At 39.8% G+C, this 19,089-nt stretch carries 16 protein-coding genes and 1 tRNA gene; 8 read left to right on the top strand and 9 right to left on the bottom strand.

Annotated elements, in window-relative coordinates:
* The first annotated feature begins 9 nt into the window (after nucleotides 1–9).
* Both ABIB30_RS09620 and ABIB30_RS09615 read left to right on the top strand, forming a co-directional pair.
* A complete protein-coding gene (locus ABIB30_RS09620; RefSeq protein ID WP_354301447.1) occupies nucleotides 10–1,932 on the top strand; it encodes a pyrroloquinoline quinone-dependent dehydrogenase in 1,923 nt (640 codons plus the stop codon).
* 163 nt (nucleotides 1,933–2,095) lie between these two features.
* A complete protein-coding gene (locus tag ABIB30_RS09615; protein ID WP_354301445.1) occupies nucleotides 2,096–2,458 on the top strand; it encodes a hypothetical protein in 363 nt (120 codons plus the stop codon).
* Nucleotides 2,459–2,472: 14 nt separating this feature from the next.
* Here ABIB30_RS09615 and ABIB30_RS09610 read toward each other — a convergent pair.
* Both ABIB30_RS09610 and ABIB30_RS09605 read right to left on the bottom strand, forming a co-directional pair.
* Nucleotides 2,473–2,562: transfer RNA gene (locus ABIB30_RS09610), tRNA-Ser, on the bottom strand.
* Nucleotides 2,563–2,629: 67 nt separating this feature from the next.
* Nucleotides 2,630–4,708, bottom strand: a complete 2,079-nt coding sequence (locus ABIB30_RS09605; protein WP_354301444.1) for an HD family phosphohydrolase — start codon at nucleotides 4,706–4,708, stop codon at nucleotides 2,630–2,632.
* A gap of 128 nt (nucleotides 4,709–4,836) precedes the next feature.
* On the opposite strand from ABIB30_RS09605, the gene ABIB30_RS09600 reads away from it, so the two are divergent.
* The 3 genes from ABIB30_RS09600 to ABIB30_RS09590 are packed head-to-tail and all read left to right on the top strand — an operon-like array spanning nucleotide 4,837 to nucleotide 7,039.
* Nucleotides 4,837–6,168, top strand: a complete 1,332-nt coding sequence (locus ABIB30_RS09600) for a sigma-54-dependent transcriptional regulator (RefSeq protein WP_354301625.1) — start codon at nucleotides 4,837–4,839, stop codon at nucleotides 6,166–6,168.
* Nucleotides 6,169–6,178: 10 nt separating this feature from the next.
* Nucleotides 6,179–6,469 carry an antibiotic biosynthesis monooxygenase family protein gene (locus tag ABIB30_RS09595; RefSeq protein ID WP_354301442.1) on the top strand — a complete coding sequence of 97 codons (291 nt, stop codon included), beginning with the start codon at nucleotides 6,179–6,181 and terminating at the stop codon, nucleotides 6,467–6,469.
* Nucleotides 6,470–6,496: 27 nt separating this feature from the next.
* Nucleotides 6,497–7,039 carry a YfiT family bacillithiol transferase gene (locus tag ABIB30_RS09590; RefSeq protein WP_354301440.1) on the top strand — a complete coding sequence of 181 codons (543 nt, stop codon included), beginning with the start codon at nucleotides 6,497–6,499 and terminating at the stop codon, nucleotides 7,037–7,039.
* Between the two features lie 90 nt (nucleotides 7,040–7,129).
* Here ABIB30_RS09590 and ABIB30_RS09585 read toward each other — a convergent pair whose 3' ends face one another.
* Entirely contained in the window at nucleotides 7,130–9,151 is a 2,022-nt protein-coding gene (locus ABIB30_RS09585; protein ID WP_354301438.1) for a cation:proton antiporter domain-containing protein, read from the bottom strand.
* A 15-nt stretch (nucleotides 9,152–9,166) separates the two neighbouring features.
* Complete coding sequence (locus ABIB30_RS09580; RefSeq protein WP_354301436.1) at nucleotides 9,167–10,405, bottom strand: cation:proton antiporter; 1,239 nt, start codon at nucleotides 10,403–10,405, stop codon at nucleotides 9,167–9,169.
* A 365-nt stretch (nucleotides 10,406–10,770) separates the two neighbouring features.
* On the opposite strand from ABIB30_RS09580, the gene ABIB30_RS09575 reads away from it, so the two are divergent.
* Nucleotides 10,771–11,667: an aldo/keto reductase gene (locus tag ABIB30_RS09575; protein ID WP_354301434.1), complete on the top strand. Its 897-nt coding sequence runs from the start codon at nucleotides 10,771–10,773 to the stop codon at nucleotides 11,665–11,667.
* A gap of 1 nt (nucleotide 11,668) precedes the next feature.
* Nucleotides 11,669–12,178 carry a hypothetical protein gene (locus ABIB30_RS09570; RefSeq protein ID WP_354301432.1) on the top strand — a complete coding sequence of 170 codons (510 nt, stop codon included), beginning with the start codon at nucleotides 11,669–11,671 and terminating at the stop codon, nucleotides 12,176–12,178.
* A 1-nt stretch (nucleotide 12,179) separates the two neighbouring features.
* Here the strand turns inward: ABIB30_RS09570 and ABIB30_RS09565 are convergent, their stop codons facing one another.
* From ABIB30_RS09565 to ABIB30_RS09550, 4 genes are all read right to left on the bottom strand, one after another.
* A complete protein-coding gene (locus tag ABIB30_RS09565; protein ID WP_354301430.1) occupies nucleotides 12,180–14,075 on the bottom strand; it encodes an ABC transporter ATP-binding protein in 1,896 nt (631 codons plus the stop codon).
* A complete protein-coding gene (locus tag ABIB30_RS09560; RefSeq protein WP_354301428.1) occupies nucleotides 14,011–15,147 on the bottom strand; it encodes a metallophosphoesterase family protein in 1,137 nt (378 codons plus the stop codon). Before ABIB30_RS09560 ends, ABIB30_RS09565 begins: the two co-directional genes overlap by 65 nt.
* 6 nt (nucleotides 15,148–15,153) lie before the next feature.
* A complete protein-coding gene (locus ABIB30_RS09555) occupies nucleotides 15,154–15,795 on the bottom strand; it encodes a DUF47 domain-containing protein (RefSeq protein WP_354301426.1) in 642 nt (213 codons plus the stop codon).
* A gap of 69 nt (nucleotides 15,796–15,864) precedes the next feature.
* Entirely contained in the window at nucleotides 15,865–16,080 is a 216-nt protein-coding gene (locus tag ABIB30_RS09550; protein ID WP_183866356.1) for a hypothetical protein, read from the bottom strand.
* A 232-nt stretch (nucleotides 16,081–16,312) separates the two neighbouring features.
* Here ABIB30_RS09550 and ABIB30_RS09545 point away from each other — a divergent pair, with 232 nt between their 5' ends.
* Nucleotides 16,313–18,250 (top strand): KUP/HAK/KT family potassium transporter, encoded by a 1,938-nt coding sequence (locus ABIB30_RS09545; protein ID WP_354301424.1) that lies wholly within the window; start codon nucleotides 16,313–16,315, stop codon nucleotides 18,248–18,250.
* Here the strand turns inward: ABIB30_RS09545 and ABIB30_RS09540 are convergent.
* Entirely contained in the window at nucleotides 18,247–19,041 is a 795-nt protein-coding gene (locus ABIB30_RS09540; RefSeq protein ID WP_354301422.1) for a helix-turn-helix domain-containing protein, read from the bottom strand. The two genes, ABIB30_RS09545 and ABIB30_RS09540, sit on opposite strands and share 4 nt — an antisense overlap.
* Between the last annotated feature and the right edge of the window lie 48 nt (nucleotides 19,042–19,089).

Below are 19,089 nucleotides of genomic sequence, written 5' to 3'. Positions count from 1 at the left end.
ATCTTAAATATGCAAAATAAAAAAACACAAAAACTTGAAATTTTAGTCTTTCTGACTACATTATTCATTTTCAATAGCAGTTATGCGCAGTTGAGCACAGACCGTTCCTGGTCGGTATATAAAGCTAATGAAGGCAGTACCAACTACTCACCCTTATCCCAAATTACACCAGCAAATGTAAGTCGGCTTCAACCGGCATGGACATTAACACTAAAGGATAAGAAATCAGGTGCCGAGCCGGGTAAAAGCGAATGTAATCCCATTATTGTTGATGGTATTTTATATGCTTCTTCTGCTAATCAGGGAGCTTATGCCGTAGATGCTGCCACTGGAAAACAGATTTGGTCATTTGATCCTTTAAATGGTGAAGAAGGCAGAGAAGTAAACAGAGGCTTAACTTACTGGGAGAATGGTGATGACAAAAGAATCCTGATGTCAGCCGATAACTACCTGATCGCACTGGACGCCAGAACGGGCAAACTCATTCCTGGTTTTGGTAACCGTGGTAAGGTAGATCTTAAGGTTGGTTTGCGTGATAAAAACCTGGATGCTTTTTATGTATCGCTAACCTCACCCGGGGGCATTTATAAAAACCTGATCATTTTAGGATGCCGTGTGCCTGATACTTATGGTTCGCAGCCTGGTTTTATACGGGCATATGACTGCGAAACAGGGAAACTTATATGGACATTTCATACCATTCCCTATCCGGGTGAGCCGGGTTACGAAACATGGTCGCCAGAAGCTTACAAAAAAGTGGGTGGTGTAAATGATTGGGCCGGTTTAAGCATAGACAGTAAGCGGGGCATGGTATTCCTGGCGTTAGGTTCACCGTCCTATGATTTTTATGGAGCGGACAGGAGTGGTGCAAATCTATATGGCAATTGTGTTGTTGCACTGGATGCTGCCACCGGAAAACACATCTGGCATTTTCAAACTGTGCATCATGACCTGTGGGATTATGACCTGCCAGCTCCGCCGGCACTGATCACCATCACAAAAGAAGGTAAACAGGTTGATGCGGTAGCACAGATTACCAAACAAGGATTTGTTTTTGTATTTAACAGGGAAACAGGTATTCCATTGTTTCCTATAGAGGAACGAAAAGTTCCAGCATCCCGTATGCCAGGAGAGGTTGCATCACCCACACAGCCATTTCCGGTAAAACCGAAACCGTTTGCAAGGCAGTTTGTTACCGAAGCAGATTTAAGCAATTATTCGCCTGCTGATCATGAAGCATTGGTAAAACAATTCAGATCTATGCGTTACGAAGGATTGTATTCACCACCAGACCTCAAAGGGACAGTACAACTACCCGGTACAAGGGGCGGAGCCGAATGGGGCGGTGCTGCTTTTGATCCTGCTACCAATCTCTTTTACATTAAATCAACCGAAGCACCTGATTTGATCACGATTAAAAAAGGAAAGAAAAATGCCTCAGTTGAAGAAGCCCAAAAAAAAGCGGCTAGCCAGTTTGCACCTGACGACAGGGGAGCGGGAGCTAACGAATATGTAAACAGTACCGGTTACAAAACCTGGAAAGATCCTAGTGGAAATCCTGCTATTACACCGCCCTGGGGTACTTTAAGTGCTATCAATATGGCTACTGGTGACTATGCATGGCAATTACCGCTTGGTAATGACGGTGCCAGGCAGGTAAATGGTGCAGCTGAAACTGGTCAGGAAGGTAAGGCTGGACCGATTGTTACAGCCGGTGGCTTAATATTTATCAGCGGAACCGAAGATAATCAGCTAAGGGCATTTGATAAACTATCTGGAAAACTTTTGTGGCAGACTACTCTGCCAGCTTTGGCGAATGCTACAGCCAGCACTTATATGGCCGGTGGTAAACAATATGTTGCGCTATCCGTAGCAGGTACGAAAGAAAATCCTTCAGGTGCTATTATGGCATTTACATTATCATTAAAATAAAGCATCAAACTATGAGAAACAATCAAAATCAACAAGACGGAAACACAAATGAGCGTAGAAATTTTTTAAAAACCAGTGCAACTCTTGGTAGCTGCGCCTGTGTTAAGCCACGCTGAAATAACAGATATGAAAAGTACTACCAATTATACTCGGGAAAAATCTTTTGGTTAATATATATAATGGAATAGTAGTTTTTCCATTGTTACCTGCTGATGAAAAGCAAACAGAGACTATATTGTATGATGACATTATAGCATGGCGCTGTGATCAAAACGGGCATGGTAAATATTTTTATAATTGTATTGCTCCAACAGATCTTTGGAGATTAATTGTAAATTCAGTATTCCCATATAGTTTTTCCTTTGAGAAAGGGATTAGCTTCGCTGCGCTCGCTGATCCCTGGAGGGGGGCTTCAAACAGAAATGCGCTCGCTTCGCTCGTACGCATTTTTTGGTTTAAGACCAGCCTTGCACTGAAGGAGTGCAGAACTGTCTTTAAACCAAAAAATGCTACTTATCTTCGATAAGCAGCATTTATGTTTGGCGGAGGAAGAGGGATTCGAACCCTCGGTACCGTTGCCAGTACGACAGTTTAGCAAACTGTTCCTTTCGGCCACTCAGGCATCCCTCCGTTTAAATTTGTTACCCGTTTTCCGGGGTTGCAAATATAGTAATACAATCATTAATTCAAAAATATTTTACACATTTTGTAGGTAATCTATACGCACATGATAGATGCTCATAAGCATCGTCTTGAATATCAGCTTTATAGTTTCTATATCTTTTAACGTTAAATCGCAATTATCTAATTGATTTTGTTCCAATTTGTAATTAATGATGCGTTCAACCAGATCATTTATGTTTTGGGCGTTGGGATTTTTGATACTTCTTGAGGCTGCTTCGACCGAATCGGCCAGCATTAACACCCCTGTTTCTTTAGAAAAAGGGATAGGACCAGGGTAACGGAAGATATTTTCGTCCACAAATTTCTCTGGAGAATTCTTCAGGAAGGACTGGTAAAAATAATCTACACGTGTATTTCCATGGTGCGTTCTGATAAAGTCGATCACACTTTCCGGCAATTGATGTCTTCTGGTAATTTCAATCCCTTTATGGACGTGCTTAATGATAATCTGTGCACTTTGTTCATAAGGTAGTTTATCATGCGGGCTCAGGGTCGTATTCTGATTCTCTATAAAATATTGAGGGTTCTCAATCTTACCAATATCATGATACAAAGCACCAGCTCTGACCAACAGAGAATTTCCGCCGATTTTGAAGATTGCAGCCTCGGCTAAATTCGCTACTTGTAACGAATGCTGGAATGTACCCGGAGCTTTAAATGCAAGCTCTCTTAATAGCTTGTTATTGGTGTTTGTGAGCTCAATCAGTGCAACATCAGAAGTTATCCCGAATACGCGCTCAAAAGCATAGATCAGCGGGTAAGCCAGTAAAGATAAAAGTACACTGATAATGAAAGGAACAAAGTTTATCCACTCGATTTCCTGGAACGAACCATCCCTTAATAGGGCGATTCCAACAAAACAGATAAAATAAGCCGTTAAGATGAATAAAGCAGATAATAACAGTTGTTCTCTTTTGATCAGGTTTCTGATACTATAAATCGCAACCATACCCGCAGTTACCTGGTAAAAGACAAATTCAAAACTATTAGGGACAAAGAAGCCCGCTATCAAAATAACAAGCAAATGCAGGTACAAGGCAAGGCGCGTGTCAAATAAGATTCTGATGATGATCGGAACGATACAGAACGGGATGTAATAAAGACTAGGCAGGTTAAGCTTGATAGACCAGGTTAGTGCAAGCAGCAACATGGTAATGATCAATAATAACAATGATAACTGCCTGTTATCACTAAAAATATCTTTTCTGAACATGGAAAGGAAAACCATCAGTAAGCTCAGGATAAAACCTACCAGTAAGATCTGGCCGAGGTAAACTAACTTGCTGTCTCCGATAGTCTTGGTTTGCGCCTCATAGGTTTCTTTGAAAGATTGAAGCTTCTGAAATACTTCATCATCGATTACATTATTTTTTGCAATAATCAATTCTCCTTTTTGAACCATTCCACGGGTTGTAGAAAGGCTATTTATCGTGTTATTCTGTACAATTACAGTCAACTTCTCATCAAAAACAATGTTTGGTTGTAAATGATCCTCCACCAGATTCATCACTACCTCTTTTTCTTTGACTTTAGTCGAGGTAAAAGTCGTATTGAAATAATCAAGCGCAGTTTGTACCGTAAATACATCCTGTGTACTGATTGTCTTTGAAATATTATTGTTTAACAGCGAGATATCATAATACTTCCGGCCTTTCTGATGCTTCGGATTGACTGCTATAATTCCCTTTTCATAAATGCTTTTTAATAATTTGAGTGAAGCTATTTTATTCGGTGTTTTTTCTTCTTCAGGAAAAGCATTTCCACGCCATTTTACATCAAACTCATTGCTATAAGCTTCTTCAACTGCCGTATATAGCTCGGGACTGTACCGGTAAATAGGAAGAACGTTCTCTAATGCGTCCTGTTTATCTGTGGTAACCTGCGGATTAGTCTTCAAAATAGCGAAGCTAAACGGAGAGACCAGGTCTTTGTTCAACCAAACTTTACCCTTCTGAAATTCATACCTGAAACGCGGTTGTTTAGGTAAAAAGAACGTAATGATAAGTACAGTCAGCACCATCATAATATATTTAATATTAGAAGAATACTTTCTATAAAGGATTTTATGGGAATTCTTTTTGATTTTAGCCAAAATGGTGAAGGTTTTTTATTGTACAAAAATAAGATTTTTTAATGAATATGACCGTGTTACCAATAAATACGGGATCAAGCTTGATTACATCTGTCTTATTATAACTATTTTTGATGAAATTTTTAACTATGCAGCAAAGTGTCCTGATTATTGATGATGAAAAAAAGATATGCAGTCTTTTAGCAAGAATTATAGAATTAGAAGGATTTACAGTGTATCAGGCCAATACAGGGAAAGAGGGACTTAAAGTACTGGCTAATCAGGAAGTCCATGTAGTAATCAGCGATGTGAAACTACCGGATGTAAACGGCGTAGAGCTGGTTAAACAAATTAAGGAGATAAAACCCTATGCAGAAGTTATCAATCTGACTGCTTTCGGAACCATTCAGGATGGTGTGAAAGCTATGCGTAACGGTGCATTTGATTATATCACCAAAGGAGATGATAATGATAAGATTATTCCATTAGTCTACAAAGCAATGGATAAGGCTAAACTCCAGTACAGAGTCTTTGAGCTGGAATCTAAAATCCAAAAGCAATACGATTTCACTGCTATACTCGGACAGTCCAAACCTATTTTAGCAGCGATAGACCTTGCCCGCAGAGTTGCGCCAACAGATACGACAGTATTACTGCTGGGAGAAACAGGGACAGGTAAAGAAGTTTTTGCACAAGCCATCCACTTTGAAAGTGAGCGCAAAGTAAAGCCATTTGTCGCTTTAAACTGCAGCGGTTTTAATCCTGACCTGCTCGAAAGTGAACTGTTTGGTTACAAACAAGGAGCTTTTACAGGAGCTCAGAAAGATAAAAAAGGTTTGCTGCAGGAAGCAAATGAAGGTACACTCTTTTTGGATGAAATCGGAGAGATGAACCTTGACTTGCAAGCTAAACTTTTAAGGGTACTGGAAAATCAAACCTTTATCAAAGTAGGGGATACCCAAACCACTAAAGTAAATGTCCGCATTATAGCTGCAACGAACAGAGATTTGAAAACTGAAGCAGAAGAAGGCCGTTTCAGACTGGATCTGTTTTACAGGCTATCTGTCTTTTCCATAGAACTTCCTTCCTTAAATGAAAGAAAAGGTGATGTGCTGCTGATTGCTAAACATTACCTGAAGCAATTTGCTGCGAAAGTAAATAAACCAGACTTTACGATGGATGAACAGTTTGGCGAAAACTTGCTTAACCATGTTTGGAAAGGGAATATCAGAGAGTTGAAAAACGTCATTGAAAGAGTAGTCATTCTATCTGACGGTCAAATCCTGAATGCAAGTTTACTTCCTTATGAATTTCACCATGGCGCTGCCGAAGGCGATGGAATGAAAATGGAGACCGTTGAAAAAATGCATATCATTAAAGTATTAAAGTATACAGGTAATAATAAAACTGAAACTTCCCGTTTACTAGGAATAGGGTTAACAACACTTTATCGAAAACTGGAAGAATACCATATCTCCTAATCAAACTAAAATGATACTAGAACAAGCAATACTTCATGTTTTACCGGGCAAGACCAATGAATTTGAACTCGCCTTTAACCAGGCACAACAAATCATTTCCAAAATGCAGGGATATATAGATCATGAACTTCAGCGCTGTATAGAAAACCCTGATCAGTATCTTTTATTAGTAAGATGGGAAACACTGGAAGCACATACAATTGGATTCAGAGGATCTTCCGGATATCTGGAATGGAAAGAACTTCTTCACCATTTTTATGATCCTTTTCCTGTTGTAGAACATTACACGAAAGTCTTTTAATCAATATATACAACCTTTAGCCATTCAATGATGGAGAATTTTAACGAAGAACATGCATTCCCGATCGGGCGTTATGTTCCAGCCGAAACTTATACCCCACAATCTCTCAACTCCTGGATAAATTCTATCCGGTCTCTCCCGCTGTTACTGGATTATTGTATCGAAAATCTGGACGAAGCACAATTGAATGTGCCCTATAGAGAAGGTGGTTGGAACACCATACAAGTAATTCATCATATAGCCGATAGCCATATGAACGCTTACATCAGGTTGAAACTGGCGCTGACAGAAGACCGTCCAACCATTAAGCCTTATGAAGAACAACTTTGGGCAGAATTGCCTGATGTTACGGATGTGCCTTTAAATGTTTCTATCACCCTGGTTCACGCTTTACACCGCCGTTGGACATCTTTGCTGTTACAACTGACAGACCAGGACTGGAAACGTGAATACCATCATCCCGCATCTGATACTTATGTTCCATTATGGCAAATGACGAGTCTGTATAACTGGCACGGCAAACACCATGCTGAACAGATCTTATCATTGCGCAAAAGAATGGGCTGGTAGTTTATACGACAAGAGCCCCTCTTATATATTACAAAGCCCCTGATTTTATAAAATCAGGGGCTTTGTAATATATAATGAACGAGTTGAATGCTAAATCTGCGGATAAATCAGCAGTTTAGTTTGTGACTCAAATAGATGTTCCAGTTTACGCTGCGTATAAGTAAGTGAAAGCAAGTAAGTCGTTTCCAGCTTTCTATCCAGGACGACAATCATGAAATCATCAGGCATGATCCTTTCTTTCAATTTTCTCCAGTCCTTCCAGATTTCTGTGGAATCGAATTTAAAATTAACACTCGATTTCATCATCAGTAATGCATGCTCAATATGTTTTTTCGTAGACTCATCACAAAAGCAATCTACCGATAGGCTCAATTCAACACTCAGCTTACAAACTTTGGCAAGCCATACCTGCATATTCTTCTCCATGAGGTAAGCTGGCGGGCAAACCAATTGAATGCTCGTATGTACGGTAATCGGCTTATGTAAATGCAGGATAAATAAATTTGCAGGAGACTGTTCAATCAGCGCGGCAGATTTATCTCCTAAAAACTTATCAATAACAGTATTCTTCCTCGGCCATCCGGTAATGATAATATTGGCAGATTTTTCCTTGGCAATCCGCAATACCCCACTGGAAACGTTGTGATCCAAAGTAGCAATCACTTTAACCATCGTATCATTCCCAGAAGCATATTTGACAGAATCATTCAGTTTTTTACGGGCGATAAGCAAATTTGCCTGTGCATTATCACTATCTGGTACAACTGACAATAAATTGATAGGCCGATCGGAAGCCTTGTCCTTAAACAATACTGCAAGATCCAGCATGGTGTCCATATTGTTGAAATCCGCAATAGGAATTAAAATATTCTCTTGATTTTGGACAAGCTCAGGTCCGGTAAGCTCTTCTTCGGAAACAATGTTTCTGCTAGCCTTCTCCGTTGCAAAAGAAGCAAAGACACAAGTAACCAGGATCAGGATAATAGTTCCGTTCAGGATATTGTCATCAATAATTTTTGCCTGGTAGCCCACTAAAATAATAGCTAATGTAGCCGCTGCATGGGCACTGCTCAAACCAAAAATAAGCAAGCGCTGGTTTTTAGTATACTTGAAAATCCACTGTGTTAAAGTAGCTGAAAAGTATTTACCAACTATAGCTACTACTGTTAATGCACCAGCAACAATCAATGCTTCAGGTCCCCTGAAAAGTACACGTAAATCAACAAGCATCCCCACGCTGATCAGGAAAAACGGGATAAACAAAGCATTCCCAACAAACTCAATTCTGTTCATCAGAATAGATGAATGGGGAATCAACCTGTTCAAAGCAAGCCCAGCTACGAAAGCTCCGATAATAGGTTCGATACCCGCAAGCTGCGCTAAGAAAGCAGAGAAGAAAACGACCGATAAAACAAAGATATAGTGAGAAGTTTTTTCACTTTCCAGTTTAGTAAAGAACCACTTCGCAATTTTTGGGATCACAATAAATACCGTTGCAGTAAAAATAGTCAGGGATATAGCCAGTTGAATCCAGAAAGAACTGTTCAGCTCACCCTCCACAGAACCCATAATCACGGCCAGGATAATTAACACCGCTGTATCTGTCAGAATCGTCCCTCCAACAGTAACCGCTACCGCTTCATTTTTAGCAATTCCGAATTTATTGACAATAGGGTAGGCCACCAGCGTATGCGTAGCAAACATACTTGCCGTTAAAATTGAAGTCAGTAAAGAATAATGCAGCAAATAATAACAGACTGGAAAACCAATTAAAATGGGAACAGCAAAGGTCAGAAACCCAAAAATAAAACTCTTGTGCTTTTTCTTCTTAAACTCTGCCAGGTCAAGCTCAATACCCGCAATAAACATGATGTACAATAAACCAATGGTTGCGAAAAGCTCTATAGCAGAGTTTTTCTTCAGAATATTGAACCCATTAGGGCCGATCAGGATTCCCGCGATAATAAATCCTACAATGCCGGGGATTTTAATTCTGCCCAGTAAAATCGGGGCAATCAGGATAATAAAAAGTAATAAAGAAAATATCAGTACCGGATTGGTAAAAGGAAGCTGGAACTGCTTGGTGATATGGTAAAAGATATTTGTGTGCATATATTCATTATGAATTTATTTTACCAATTTGTTAACTACCTTATTTAAGGTTAATCCCTGAACGATAATCGAAAATATAACGATGATATAACTTGCCGAAACAATCAGCGCCTTATAAGGAGAGTCTGGTAAAGATAAAGCAAGTGCAACAGAAATACCACCTCTTAATCCTGCCCAGATCAGAATACCCAGCCTGTTATAATCAGTTTTTAAGGATCTTCTCATTAAAATAGTTGGCGCAGCGATACTCAGTCCCCTGGCAATCAGTACGAAAAATACAGAAAGTAAACTAATCAGCCAATAATTTTTAAAGAAAGGAATTACCACAATTTGCAGTCCGATCATCACAAAAAGGATCGTATTCAGCAAATCATCAATTAATCCCCAAACCTTATCTAATATATCTTTAAGATGTACAGTATTCGCATTTTCTCCTAATTTCATGTTGCTTAGCATCAATCCGGCGGTAACCGCTGCCAAAGGAATAGATACATGTAATAAGCCACCTACTACAGAAATTCCCATTACCATAGAGAGCGTAATCATTAAGATCGTTTGCAGTTCATCTACCTTTTTAACCAGCCTGGTACATAAATAACCTGAAGCCACACCCAATAAAATACCACCAAATACTTCTTGCGCAAATAACAACGAAGAATGAGACCAGGAAAAAGCCATACCTGTATTTTCAGTAAGCTCCCGCAGTGTTACAAATAGAAGGATACCCACGCCATCATTAAACAATGACTCACCACCAATGATGGTTTCCAGTGAAGGTGGGATTTTGGATTTCTTTAAGACCGACAATACTGCCACAGGGTCGGTAGGGGAGATCAAAGCACCAAACAGGAAACAATACATCAGCGGGATGTCTATATGCAGAAAAGACGCTGCCCAGAAAAACAGAAAGCCAAAGATTGTTGTACACCCGATCACACCTACTGTACTCAAAATAAGTACTGGTCTTTTTTGTGCTTTAAGCTTCTCAAAATCGAAATGTAATGCACTGGCGAAAAGTAAAAATGCCAGCATTACGTCCAATAACGTTTTGGTGAAATCTATACTTGAGGTAAGTTCAGAAATAAAATTATAAGCTGCCGGGAAAGTCTTTCCCGTAATCAAAATCAGTACAGAAAGACTGATTGCAATCACCATGATCCCGATCGTACCAGGCAATTTAACGTAACGGTGATTGAGGTAGGAAATGAGTGCGCTGATGGTTACCAGGATGGTAATCGTAGTAAAAGTATCCATTAATTAAATTAGGGTTTTCATCTCAATTTATTGTTTAAACAACAAAATAGGCTAAATTGTTCGTTTATGGATACATTTTTTGGACTCTTTTCCTATTTACCATAGGAAACTAAAAGGAATTAATCGTGTGTGCGAGAGAAACCTAAAAGGAATTAATCCTGCAAATCCCAAAAAACCTTCAAACAAATTCGGGGGGCTATAGTAAATAAGTTAAAACAAAACATTGATAACCAGTACTTAATAAACAATCCTGTAAATCTGTTGCAGAACTAAAAAAAACGGTTAATTTAGTCTGCTTGGCAGAGCGCTTAAAAATAACCCGGGCTGCCCTTAAAACAAGCATACACAATACCTAAATAAATAAGATGCAATATTCAAAACTTGGAAGATCCAGTCTGGAAGTTAGTAAAATTGGATTTGGCTGTATGTCTTTAACCGGAGATACCAGCGGAAATCAGTTAATTATTGATCGGGCACTGGATCTGGGAATCAATTACTTTGATACCGCAGATCTTTATGAACATGGGGAAAATGAAACTAAAATAGGTGCATTACTGAAATCCAGGCGGGATCAGGTGATCCTGGCCACCAAAGTTGGCAACCAGCACCGTTCTGACGGAAATGGTTGGGACTGGAACCCCAGCAAAAAACATATCCTGTCCGCAGTAGAAGGCAGCCTTAAAAGGCTGCAAACGGATTATATCGATCTTTACCAGTTACATGGAGGTACCATAGAAGACCCGGTTGATGAAACTATTGAGGCCTTTGAAATTTTAAAACAACAAGGTAAAATCAGGTATTACGGCATCTCTTCTATCCGGCCAAATGTGATCAGGGAATATGTACAGCGCTCTAAAATGGTGAGTGTGATGATGCAATATAGCTTACTCGACCGCAGACCTGAAGAAGAATGCCTGGAATTACTTCATGAACACAACATTGGCGTACTCGGGCGTGGAAGTATTGCACAAGGCTTATTAGCAGGAAAACCCGCAGCACCTTATCTGAGTTATAGCGAAGCAGAAGTTGCTCAGGCAGCAGAAGTTATCCGCTCCATTACCACTGAAAGCAATTCTTCTGCACAAACAGCTATTCGTTTTGTTTTACAGCACCAGGCCCTGGACAGCGCAGTGATGGGAATCCGGACATTGGCACAATTAGAAGATATTGCTGCGGCAGCAGACTTTCCACCACTTTCCAGCTGGGAAATTGAATTATTAATTAAAGCAGTAGCTACACCTTACTATACAGCACACAGATAATATGAAACTATCATTTGGCACAGAAGTCAATCATCAGCCTAATTATTTTCTGGAGAAAATATGGAAAGGCCTTATGTTAGGGCCCGGTAACCTGGAAGGAAGCTATCAGGATTACCAGCGCCGTCACCTGGAGAAATTCGGTAAATGCTGGGATGGAGATACCTTCGGGGAGTTCCTGGAACCAAAAATTCACACTATCCGCAGAGATTTAGATAATGAATGGAGTGCCGGAATGGAAATACAGCTCGTTATTAACCTGAATTCAACCGATGAATTTCAATTTGCACCCATCCTGAGATGTCAATCTGTGCAGCGGATACAAATTGATTACTCCAATCTGATTAATGATAAAGGACCGGCGGTTTTTATAAACTATGAATTGATAGACAAAGAAACTTTAGTAAGGCTGGCTATTAATGATGGCTTTGCCACAGTAGAAGATTTTTTTCTTTACTTTAATGAGGAGTTCAGCGGGAATTTAATTCATTGGACGCCATTGAAATACAGCTAATCTATCTGTAACCCATTGCCTGAAGATTAAACAGTTCCGCATAACGTCCGTTTTTATCCAGCAACTGCTGATGACTTCCAATTTCTACCAGTTCTCCTTTTTCCAGCACAAGGATTCTGTCGGCCATTCTTACCGTAGAAAAACGGTGAGAAATCAGGACCGCTGATTTTCCATGGGTCAGCTCAGAAAAACGTTGAAAAACTTCGTACTCAGCTCTTGCATCAAGCGCTGCCGTAGGCTCGTCCAGAATTAACAATTGTGCATCTTTCATATAAGCCCGGGCCAAAGCTACTTTTTGCCATTCCCCGCCAGAAAGCTCCACACCTTCAGAGAACCGTTTCCCCAATACCTGATCATAATGTCCCGGTAGTTTTTCTGCAAGCTGATCGGCCAGACTCTGATGTGCAGCAGCTTTGATCAAATTCTCATTGTCTTTCTCTTTGATATTCCCAACTGCTATGTTTTGAGAAAAACTCATTTGATAGCGGATATAGTCCTGGAAAATAATGCCCAGGTTCATCCTTAAATCTGCAAGATCATACGCTTTCAGATCTATGCCATCCAGTAAAATCCGGCCTTCCGTAGGGTCATATAAACGTGCCAGCAACTTCACCAATGTTGTTTTTCCAGCACCATTTTCACCAACCAGGGCCAGCTTTTCACCCGGAAACAGCGTAAAACTCAAATGCCTGTTCGCCCAGCGTTCAGAATTCAGATACCGGAAACCGACATCTTCAAAAGTAAAACCTGTTTGAATAATCTTTGGAAAGGGAATAGGTTTGTCTGCAGTAGTAATCTTCGGTTTGATTTCAAAGAATTCAAAGAAATCACGCAGATAAATAGCTCCTTGAGAAACCGCTGTGAAACGGGTCAGAATTCCTTCCAGTAAAGTTCTGAGCTGCCGGAAGGAACCTGCTAAAAAGGTAAGCTCTCCAATCGTCACTTTTCCTGAAACTGCATCCAGAATAATGACTACATAAGCCCCATAATATCCAGCTGTGCCTAATAAAGCAAAAAATACCCCCCAGGCCGAACGCTGTATCGCCAATCTTTTATTTGCTTTGTAAAACCTGTCCGATAAAAGTGAAAACCGGTCAATTACAAAACCAGAAAGATTAAATATCTTGATTTCTTTAGCCGTTTCATCACTGGCACCCAGAAAACGCAGATAGTCCAGCTCCCTTCTTTCGGGCGTCTGGCCTCTGGTTAATGCATAACTCTGATCGTTAAAATAAGACTCTCCCAAAAAAGAAGGCAGAATAGCGACGAATAAAAGTAAAATCAACCATGGATTAAATACAATCAAACCCGCTGCAAGAAAACCCATCGTAATCAGATCCTGTAACTGGCTCATCACCTGGGAAAGTAAAATTGTACGTCCCACAGTTTGCTGCCTGGCACGTTCCAGCTTATCATAAAAAATAGAATCTTCAAACTGATCCAGATCCAGTGTGGCAGCATGCTCCATGATCTGTACCGAAGTATGTTTAGAAAAAAGATCTCCCAATAAACTGTCCAGCAGGGAGATCGCCCTGCTCAATAAATCTGAACAAATGGCCAGTGCAAATTCCAGCGCAATCAACTCCCACAAATAAGTCAGATCATGCTGCTGCGGCGTTTTACTGAATAAGATCACCTGATCGATAATCAGCTTACCCACATATAACATAGCCAGTGGAGTTGCGGAACGTGCTATCCGCAAAAACAAGTTTGAAATGGTCATCCGCGGGCTTGTCTGCCAGACCATTTTAAAGAATTCCGGCAAATTACCTAAAGCTGCAAGTCTTTCTTTGAGCGTTAAACTTTCTTTTTTGGAATTCTGAAGAGAAGATTTATTGAACAACCTGTTTGTCGCCATGCTTACAAAAATACGTAAACTCTTCGAACAGACTGGCATCCTCTCCAGGTTTCAATCCTTCATGCGGAATCGCATAGTATTTTCCGTTAATCTGGTGTCCCTGCTCAGTTTTCTCAATCTCAAGATTTAAGAAACCATGCTGCATAGTACAAGCATTCTGCAATGTAACCGTATCAAAGAGGTCACTCTTATTCGTATACAAAAGATCATCACTTTCCACTAACCAATGTAACTCATCAAAACCACCCGCACCACAAACGATGAATGGAACGACTTCTCCATTTGAGTAAGTTTTATTAAAGCGCTGATAATTATGTACATGTCCACTTAAAACAAGATCTGGTGTTACACCCGCAGCTTCAAAACAATCTTCCATGAAATTAATCATCGGTAAACTAGAGCTATGGTTAAAATCTGCTGAATAAGGTGCATGGTGAACACAAACTACAATTGCTTTCTCTGCACGTTCAGTAGCAGCCTGTTTCAGCTCCTCAATAAACCATTGTTTTTGTTCTTCAGTAATGACCCCGAATTTAGGAACATTACTATGCAGGCCTATAATATTGGCTAATGGTGTTTGTAAAGTCCAGTACACATGAGGCTGCATTCCGCTCATACGATTTAGTCTCGTGCCGAAAGGAACCAATCTTGGGCTCTTTCCACAAAACACACTCGTAAACGGAGCAAGACTTGAATAAGGTGTTTTTGCATTCGGATTCACATCACTATCATGGTTACCCGCAATGGCATAAATCGGAGCAGGATAGTCTTTATAGGGAGTAAAAAACTGGCGCTCATATTGTTCAGCTTCCCCAAAATGATAGACAATATCACCTACATGGTAAAGAAACTGAGGCTGATCTGCCGGGCTTTTAGCCTGATGATATTGCTTGCCCATTTCTTCTGCAATAAGCTTTTGAAAAGAAGGGGACTTTAATCCTCCTGTATCACCAGCAATCTGGAAGACCATTTTATGCGGATCGGGCAATGTTAATGCTGGATTCAACCGGTAAGGATATTCCCCGAACGGTTCCGGCAGCGGCTGAAATTTATAGGTGTCGTCTGGTTGGTTTAATTTAAATAAAGGTGTTTTTCTATTTTCTGATGACATGCTTATCTACGCGTTTTTAATCAGGATAGCCTCGAGCACATTCGCTGCATCATCGCATTTATCGGTAGCCATCTCCAGGGTCTGGAGAATCTCTTTTTGCTTGATGAGCTCGATCGCATCTGTTTCTGAGATAAACAAACGGGCGATGGCAGTGTTGCAAAGAAAATCTGCCTGGCTCTCTCCCTTATTAATTCTTGAACAAACATCAGCAATAATATTGGTATTCTTGAAATTACGGAGTTCCATTATCGCTAATTCCAGATCTTTGGACATTTCTGTGATTAACTTGGCCAGATGTACAATTTCCTGACTAAAAACAGTGACTTTATACAATTCAATATTTAAAGAAGTCGCGTAGATATAATCTGCCACATCATCCAGCGCACTTACTAAAGCATGGATATCTTCCCTGTCAAAAGGAGTGATAAAATTTTTACTCAACTCCAGGAAAATTGAATGTGTAATGTCATCTCCCGTCTGTTCCAGTTTTTCCGTTTCTCTGAATTGCGCAATACGCTGTTCAGTATCTTCAGTAGTTACCGTAAGCAAAAGGCTTTGTGAGATCTTAACCAGATTTTTAGCATCCTGCTCAAACAGCGGCTGGAATTTTTTGTCTTTCGGACTGAAGAAATTGAATACAGAATTCATCGGAATGGGGTTTCTGTAAAAATAAACAGGTAATGTTAAGTCTTCATCAACTCTGTATGAGATTAGCTATCAGGCAATGAGTTTCTGTAAAGCAGCTTCGGGGATCAACGTCGGGTCCTTGAATTGTTTGTTCAATAAACCCCTGCGAATCCGGATTGTCCGCGTTGTGGTGACGATAACTGCACCAGATTTAGTATAACTATGAGACACATAAGATCCGATTGAAGGATCAAACAACTGAATTCTAAAAAGTAGTTCGTGGAAAATGAAAATAGGTAGCGGCACGGTGTAAAGGTAAATTAACAGTTTGGTAATGTTTAATTATCATTCTGTTAATGATGATTTTAAGTTAACATAGATTTAATATTGAACTGGTGATTTGGTCTCAGATGACCTTTATTATAACGGAAGAAATTTGTAAGATGTTTAAACAGATTGGATTAAATATTAATTTTTTAAATTATAGTACTCTTCAATGTATAACAATCCCTACATTTGCGCCACTCAAATTAAAAAAATGGCAAATCATAAAGACGTCAATAAGCTAACCGCGGCAGGTTTACTAATTAGCTTAGGGATTATTTACGGGGATATAGGTACTTCTCCACTCTATGTTTTCAAGGCAATTATTGGCGACAGGTTAATTACTGCAGACCTGATACTGGGAGGTTTATCCTGTATCTTCTGGACATTAACACTTCAAACAACTATAAAATACGTAATCATAACGCTACAGGCAGACAATAAAGGGGAGGGTGGTATTTTCTCTCTATACTCTTTGGTTAAGCGTAAAGCAAAATGGCTTATTATTCCCGCTATGATCGGTGGCGCAGCCTTATTAGCTGATGGGATTATGACACCAGCGGTAACCGTTTCTTCAGCAATTGAAGGATTGGGGATCATTTATAAGGATTTGCCAACTGTGCCGATCGTGATACTGATTATTACTTTCCTTTTCGGTATCCAGCAATTCGGAACTTCATTTATTGGTAAAGCATTTGGCCCGATTATGTGGCTTTGGTTTACGATGATTGCTGTTCTGGGTGCAACTTATGTCATGCAGTTTCCGGAGATCCTTAAAGCAGTTAACCCCTATTATGCTTACCATATCCTAACCACTAATCCCGAAGCATTCCTGATTATTGGTGCAGTATTTTTATGTACTACAGGAGCAGAGGCACTTTACTCTGATCTTGGTCACTGCGGACGCTCTAACATCCGTGTGAGCTGGGTTTACGTTAAAATCTGTTTGATTTTAAGTTATATGGGACAAGGCGTATGGTTATGGCAATTACAAGGTAAACACCTTGGAGAAATTAACCCATTCTTCCATATCATGCCAGATTGGTTCTTGATCTACGGGATTTTGATTGCAACTGTAGCGGCAGCTGTAGCCAGTCAAGCGTTAATTTCAGGATCATTTACCCTGATTTCAGAAGCTGTAAGATTAAATCTATGGCCTAAAGTTAAAATAAATTACCCAAGTAACTCAAAAGGCCAGTTATATGTGCCATCCATGAACTGGGTCTTGTTTATCGGTTGTATCCTGGTGGTCTTGATTTTCCAGAAATCAGAGCATATGGAAGCAGCGTACGGTTTATCAATTACCGTAGCCATGCTGATGACAACAATCCTGGTCTCTATCTTTTTAATGCGTAAAAAGGTACCGATGTACCTGATTGTGATCTTCCTGACTATTTACGGAGTGATTGAATTAACTTTCCTTGCAGGTAACGCAGTGAAAATCCTTCACGGAGGATGGTTTACATTAATCCTGGGTATGTCCCTTTTTTCTATCATGTGGGCCTGGTCAAACGGTCGCCGGATCAGAAACAGGTACATGCGTTTTGTGGATATTGAGAAGTATTTCCCAATTATCAGCAAGATCAGTGAAGATGAAACTATTCCTAAATATGCCTCACAATTAGTCTATCTGACCAGTGCCAATTTCAATTTCGAAATTGAATCTTCGATCATGTATTCTATTATTCAGAAACATCCTAAAAGAGCTGACGTATACTGGTTATTACACGTTGATGTAACCGATGAGCCTTTTACAATGGAATATAAAGTGGAGCAATTAGTTGATAAAAAACTGATCAGAATTGATTTCCGTCTTGGATTCAGGGTAGAGCAGCGCGTCAATGTGCTGTTCAGAAAAGTAGTAGAAGAGATGGTTAAAAACGGAGAAATTGATATCACCAGTAAATATGCTTCTTTGAAAGAACATAATATTGCTGGAGATTTCAGGTTCGTTGTGATTGAGAAAGTACTTTCAAACTCTAACAGTTTACGCTTTATTGAACGCTTTACGATGGCCTATTATACCATTCTTAAAACGTTTAGTGTACCAGAAGAAAGAGGATTTGGACTTGACTTAAGCTTTGTAGCGGTAGAAAAGGTTCCTTTGATCGTTGATATACCAACTGATTTTTACTTAAAAAGACTGGATTAGTCCTTCTTTCCAAAATCTGACGGCCTGATGTTCGTGAGCTGAAAAAATGCTTTACTGAAGGCCGCCAGACTATTATACCCTGTTAAATAGGCGATTTCTGTCGTCGTTTTATCACCCAGCATAATGAATTCTATAGCTTTTACAATTCTGAGTAACTTCAGATATTGCAAAAAAGAGATGCTCATTGTAGATTGAAATAGCCGCGATAAGGTGCGTTCCCCCATTCCAAAACGACTGGCCAGGTTTTCTAAAGTTAATGGTTGTGCAAAATTCTGAGAGAGATACAAGACAATAGGTCTTAACCTTGTATTGGATGTGGTAGGCAAAGCAATTGGAAATGATTTAGTACTTAACTGTGGTAAAATATCTTTGATCGCTACCAAAAAATTGAAACCAGGGTCTTTCTTCTCAATTGTTCCCGTCCAGTTCTCTGCAAAAACCAGCATCTCAAATAACAGACTGTTTACCGGGTAGATCCCTAACTTCTGATAAAAAGGGTCTAAATGATCATCTTCCGTATAAAAGTATAAGTTATGGGTCACCGTAGCTGCATTTCTCACATTCAGATAATGCTCCAGGCCGCCTGGTATCCATACATAATGTCTTGCCGGAATAATATAGGTCTTACTCTGGATATGAATATAAGCAATTCCACCTTCCACATAAGTGAGCTGTCCTTTGGTATGGGAGTGTTTAGGAAGGCTGCGTTCTAACTTCTCATGGACAATAAAAATGCTTTTTGGTTTAAAATCTATGTTTTTAAGGTACGCTGCTGTGTCTAAAATTGGCATTGGCTGGAATGGACAAATATTTGGTAATATAGATAAAATTACAAGTAT

The organism is Pedobacter sp. UYP1 (assembly GCF_040547305.1).
Taxonomy (GTDB): Bacteria; Bacteroidota; Bacteroidia; order Sphingobacteriales; family Sphingobacteriaceae; genus Pedobacter.
This window is presented reverse-complemented; position numbering and strand designations above follow the sequence as displayed.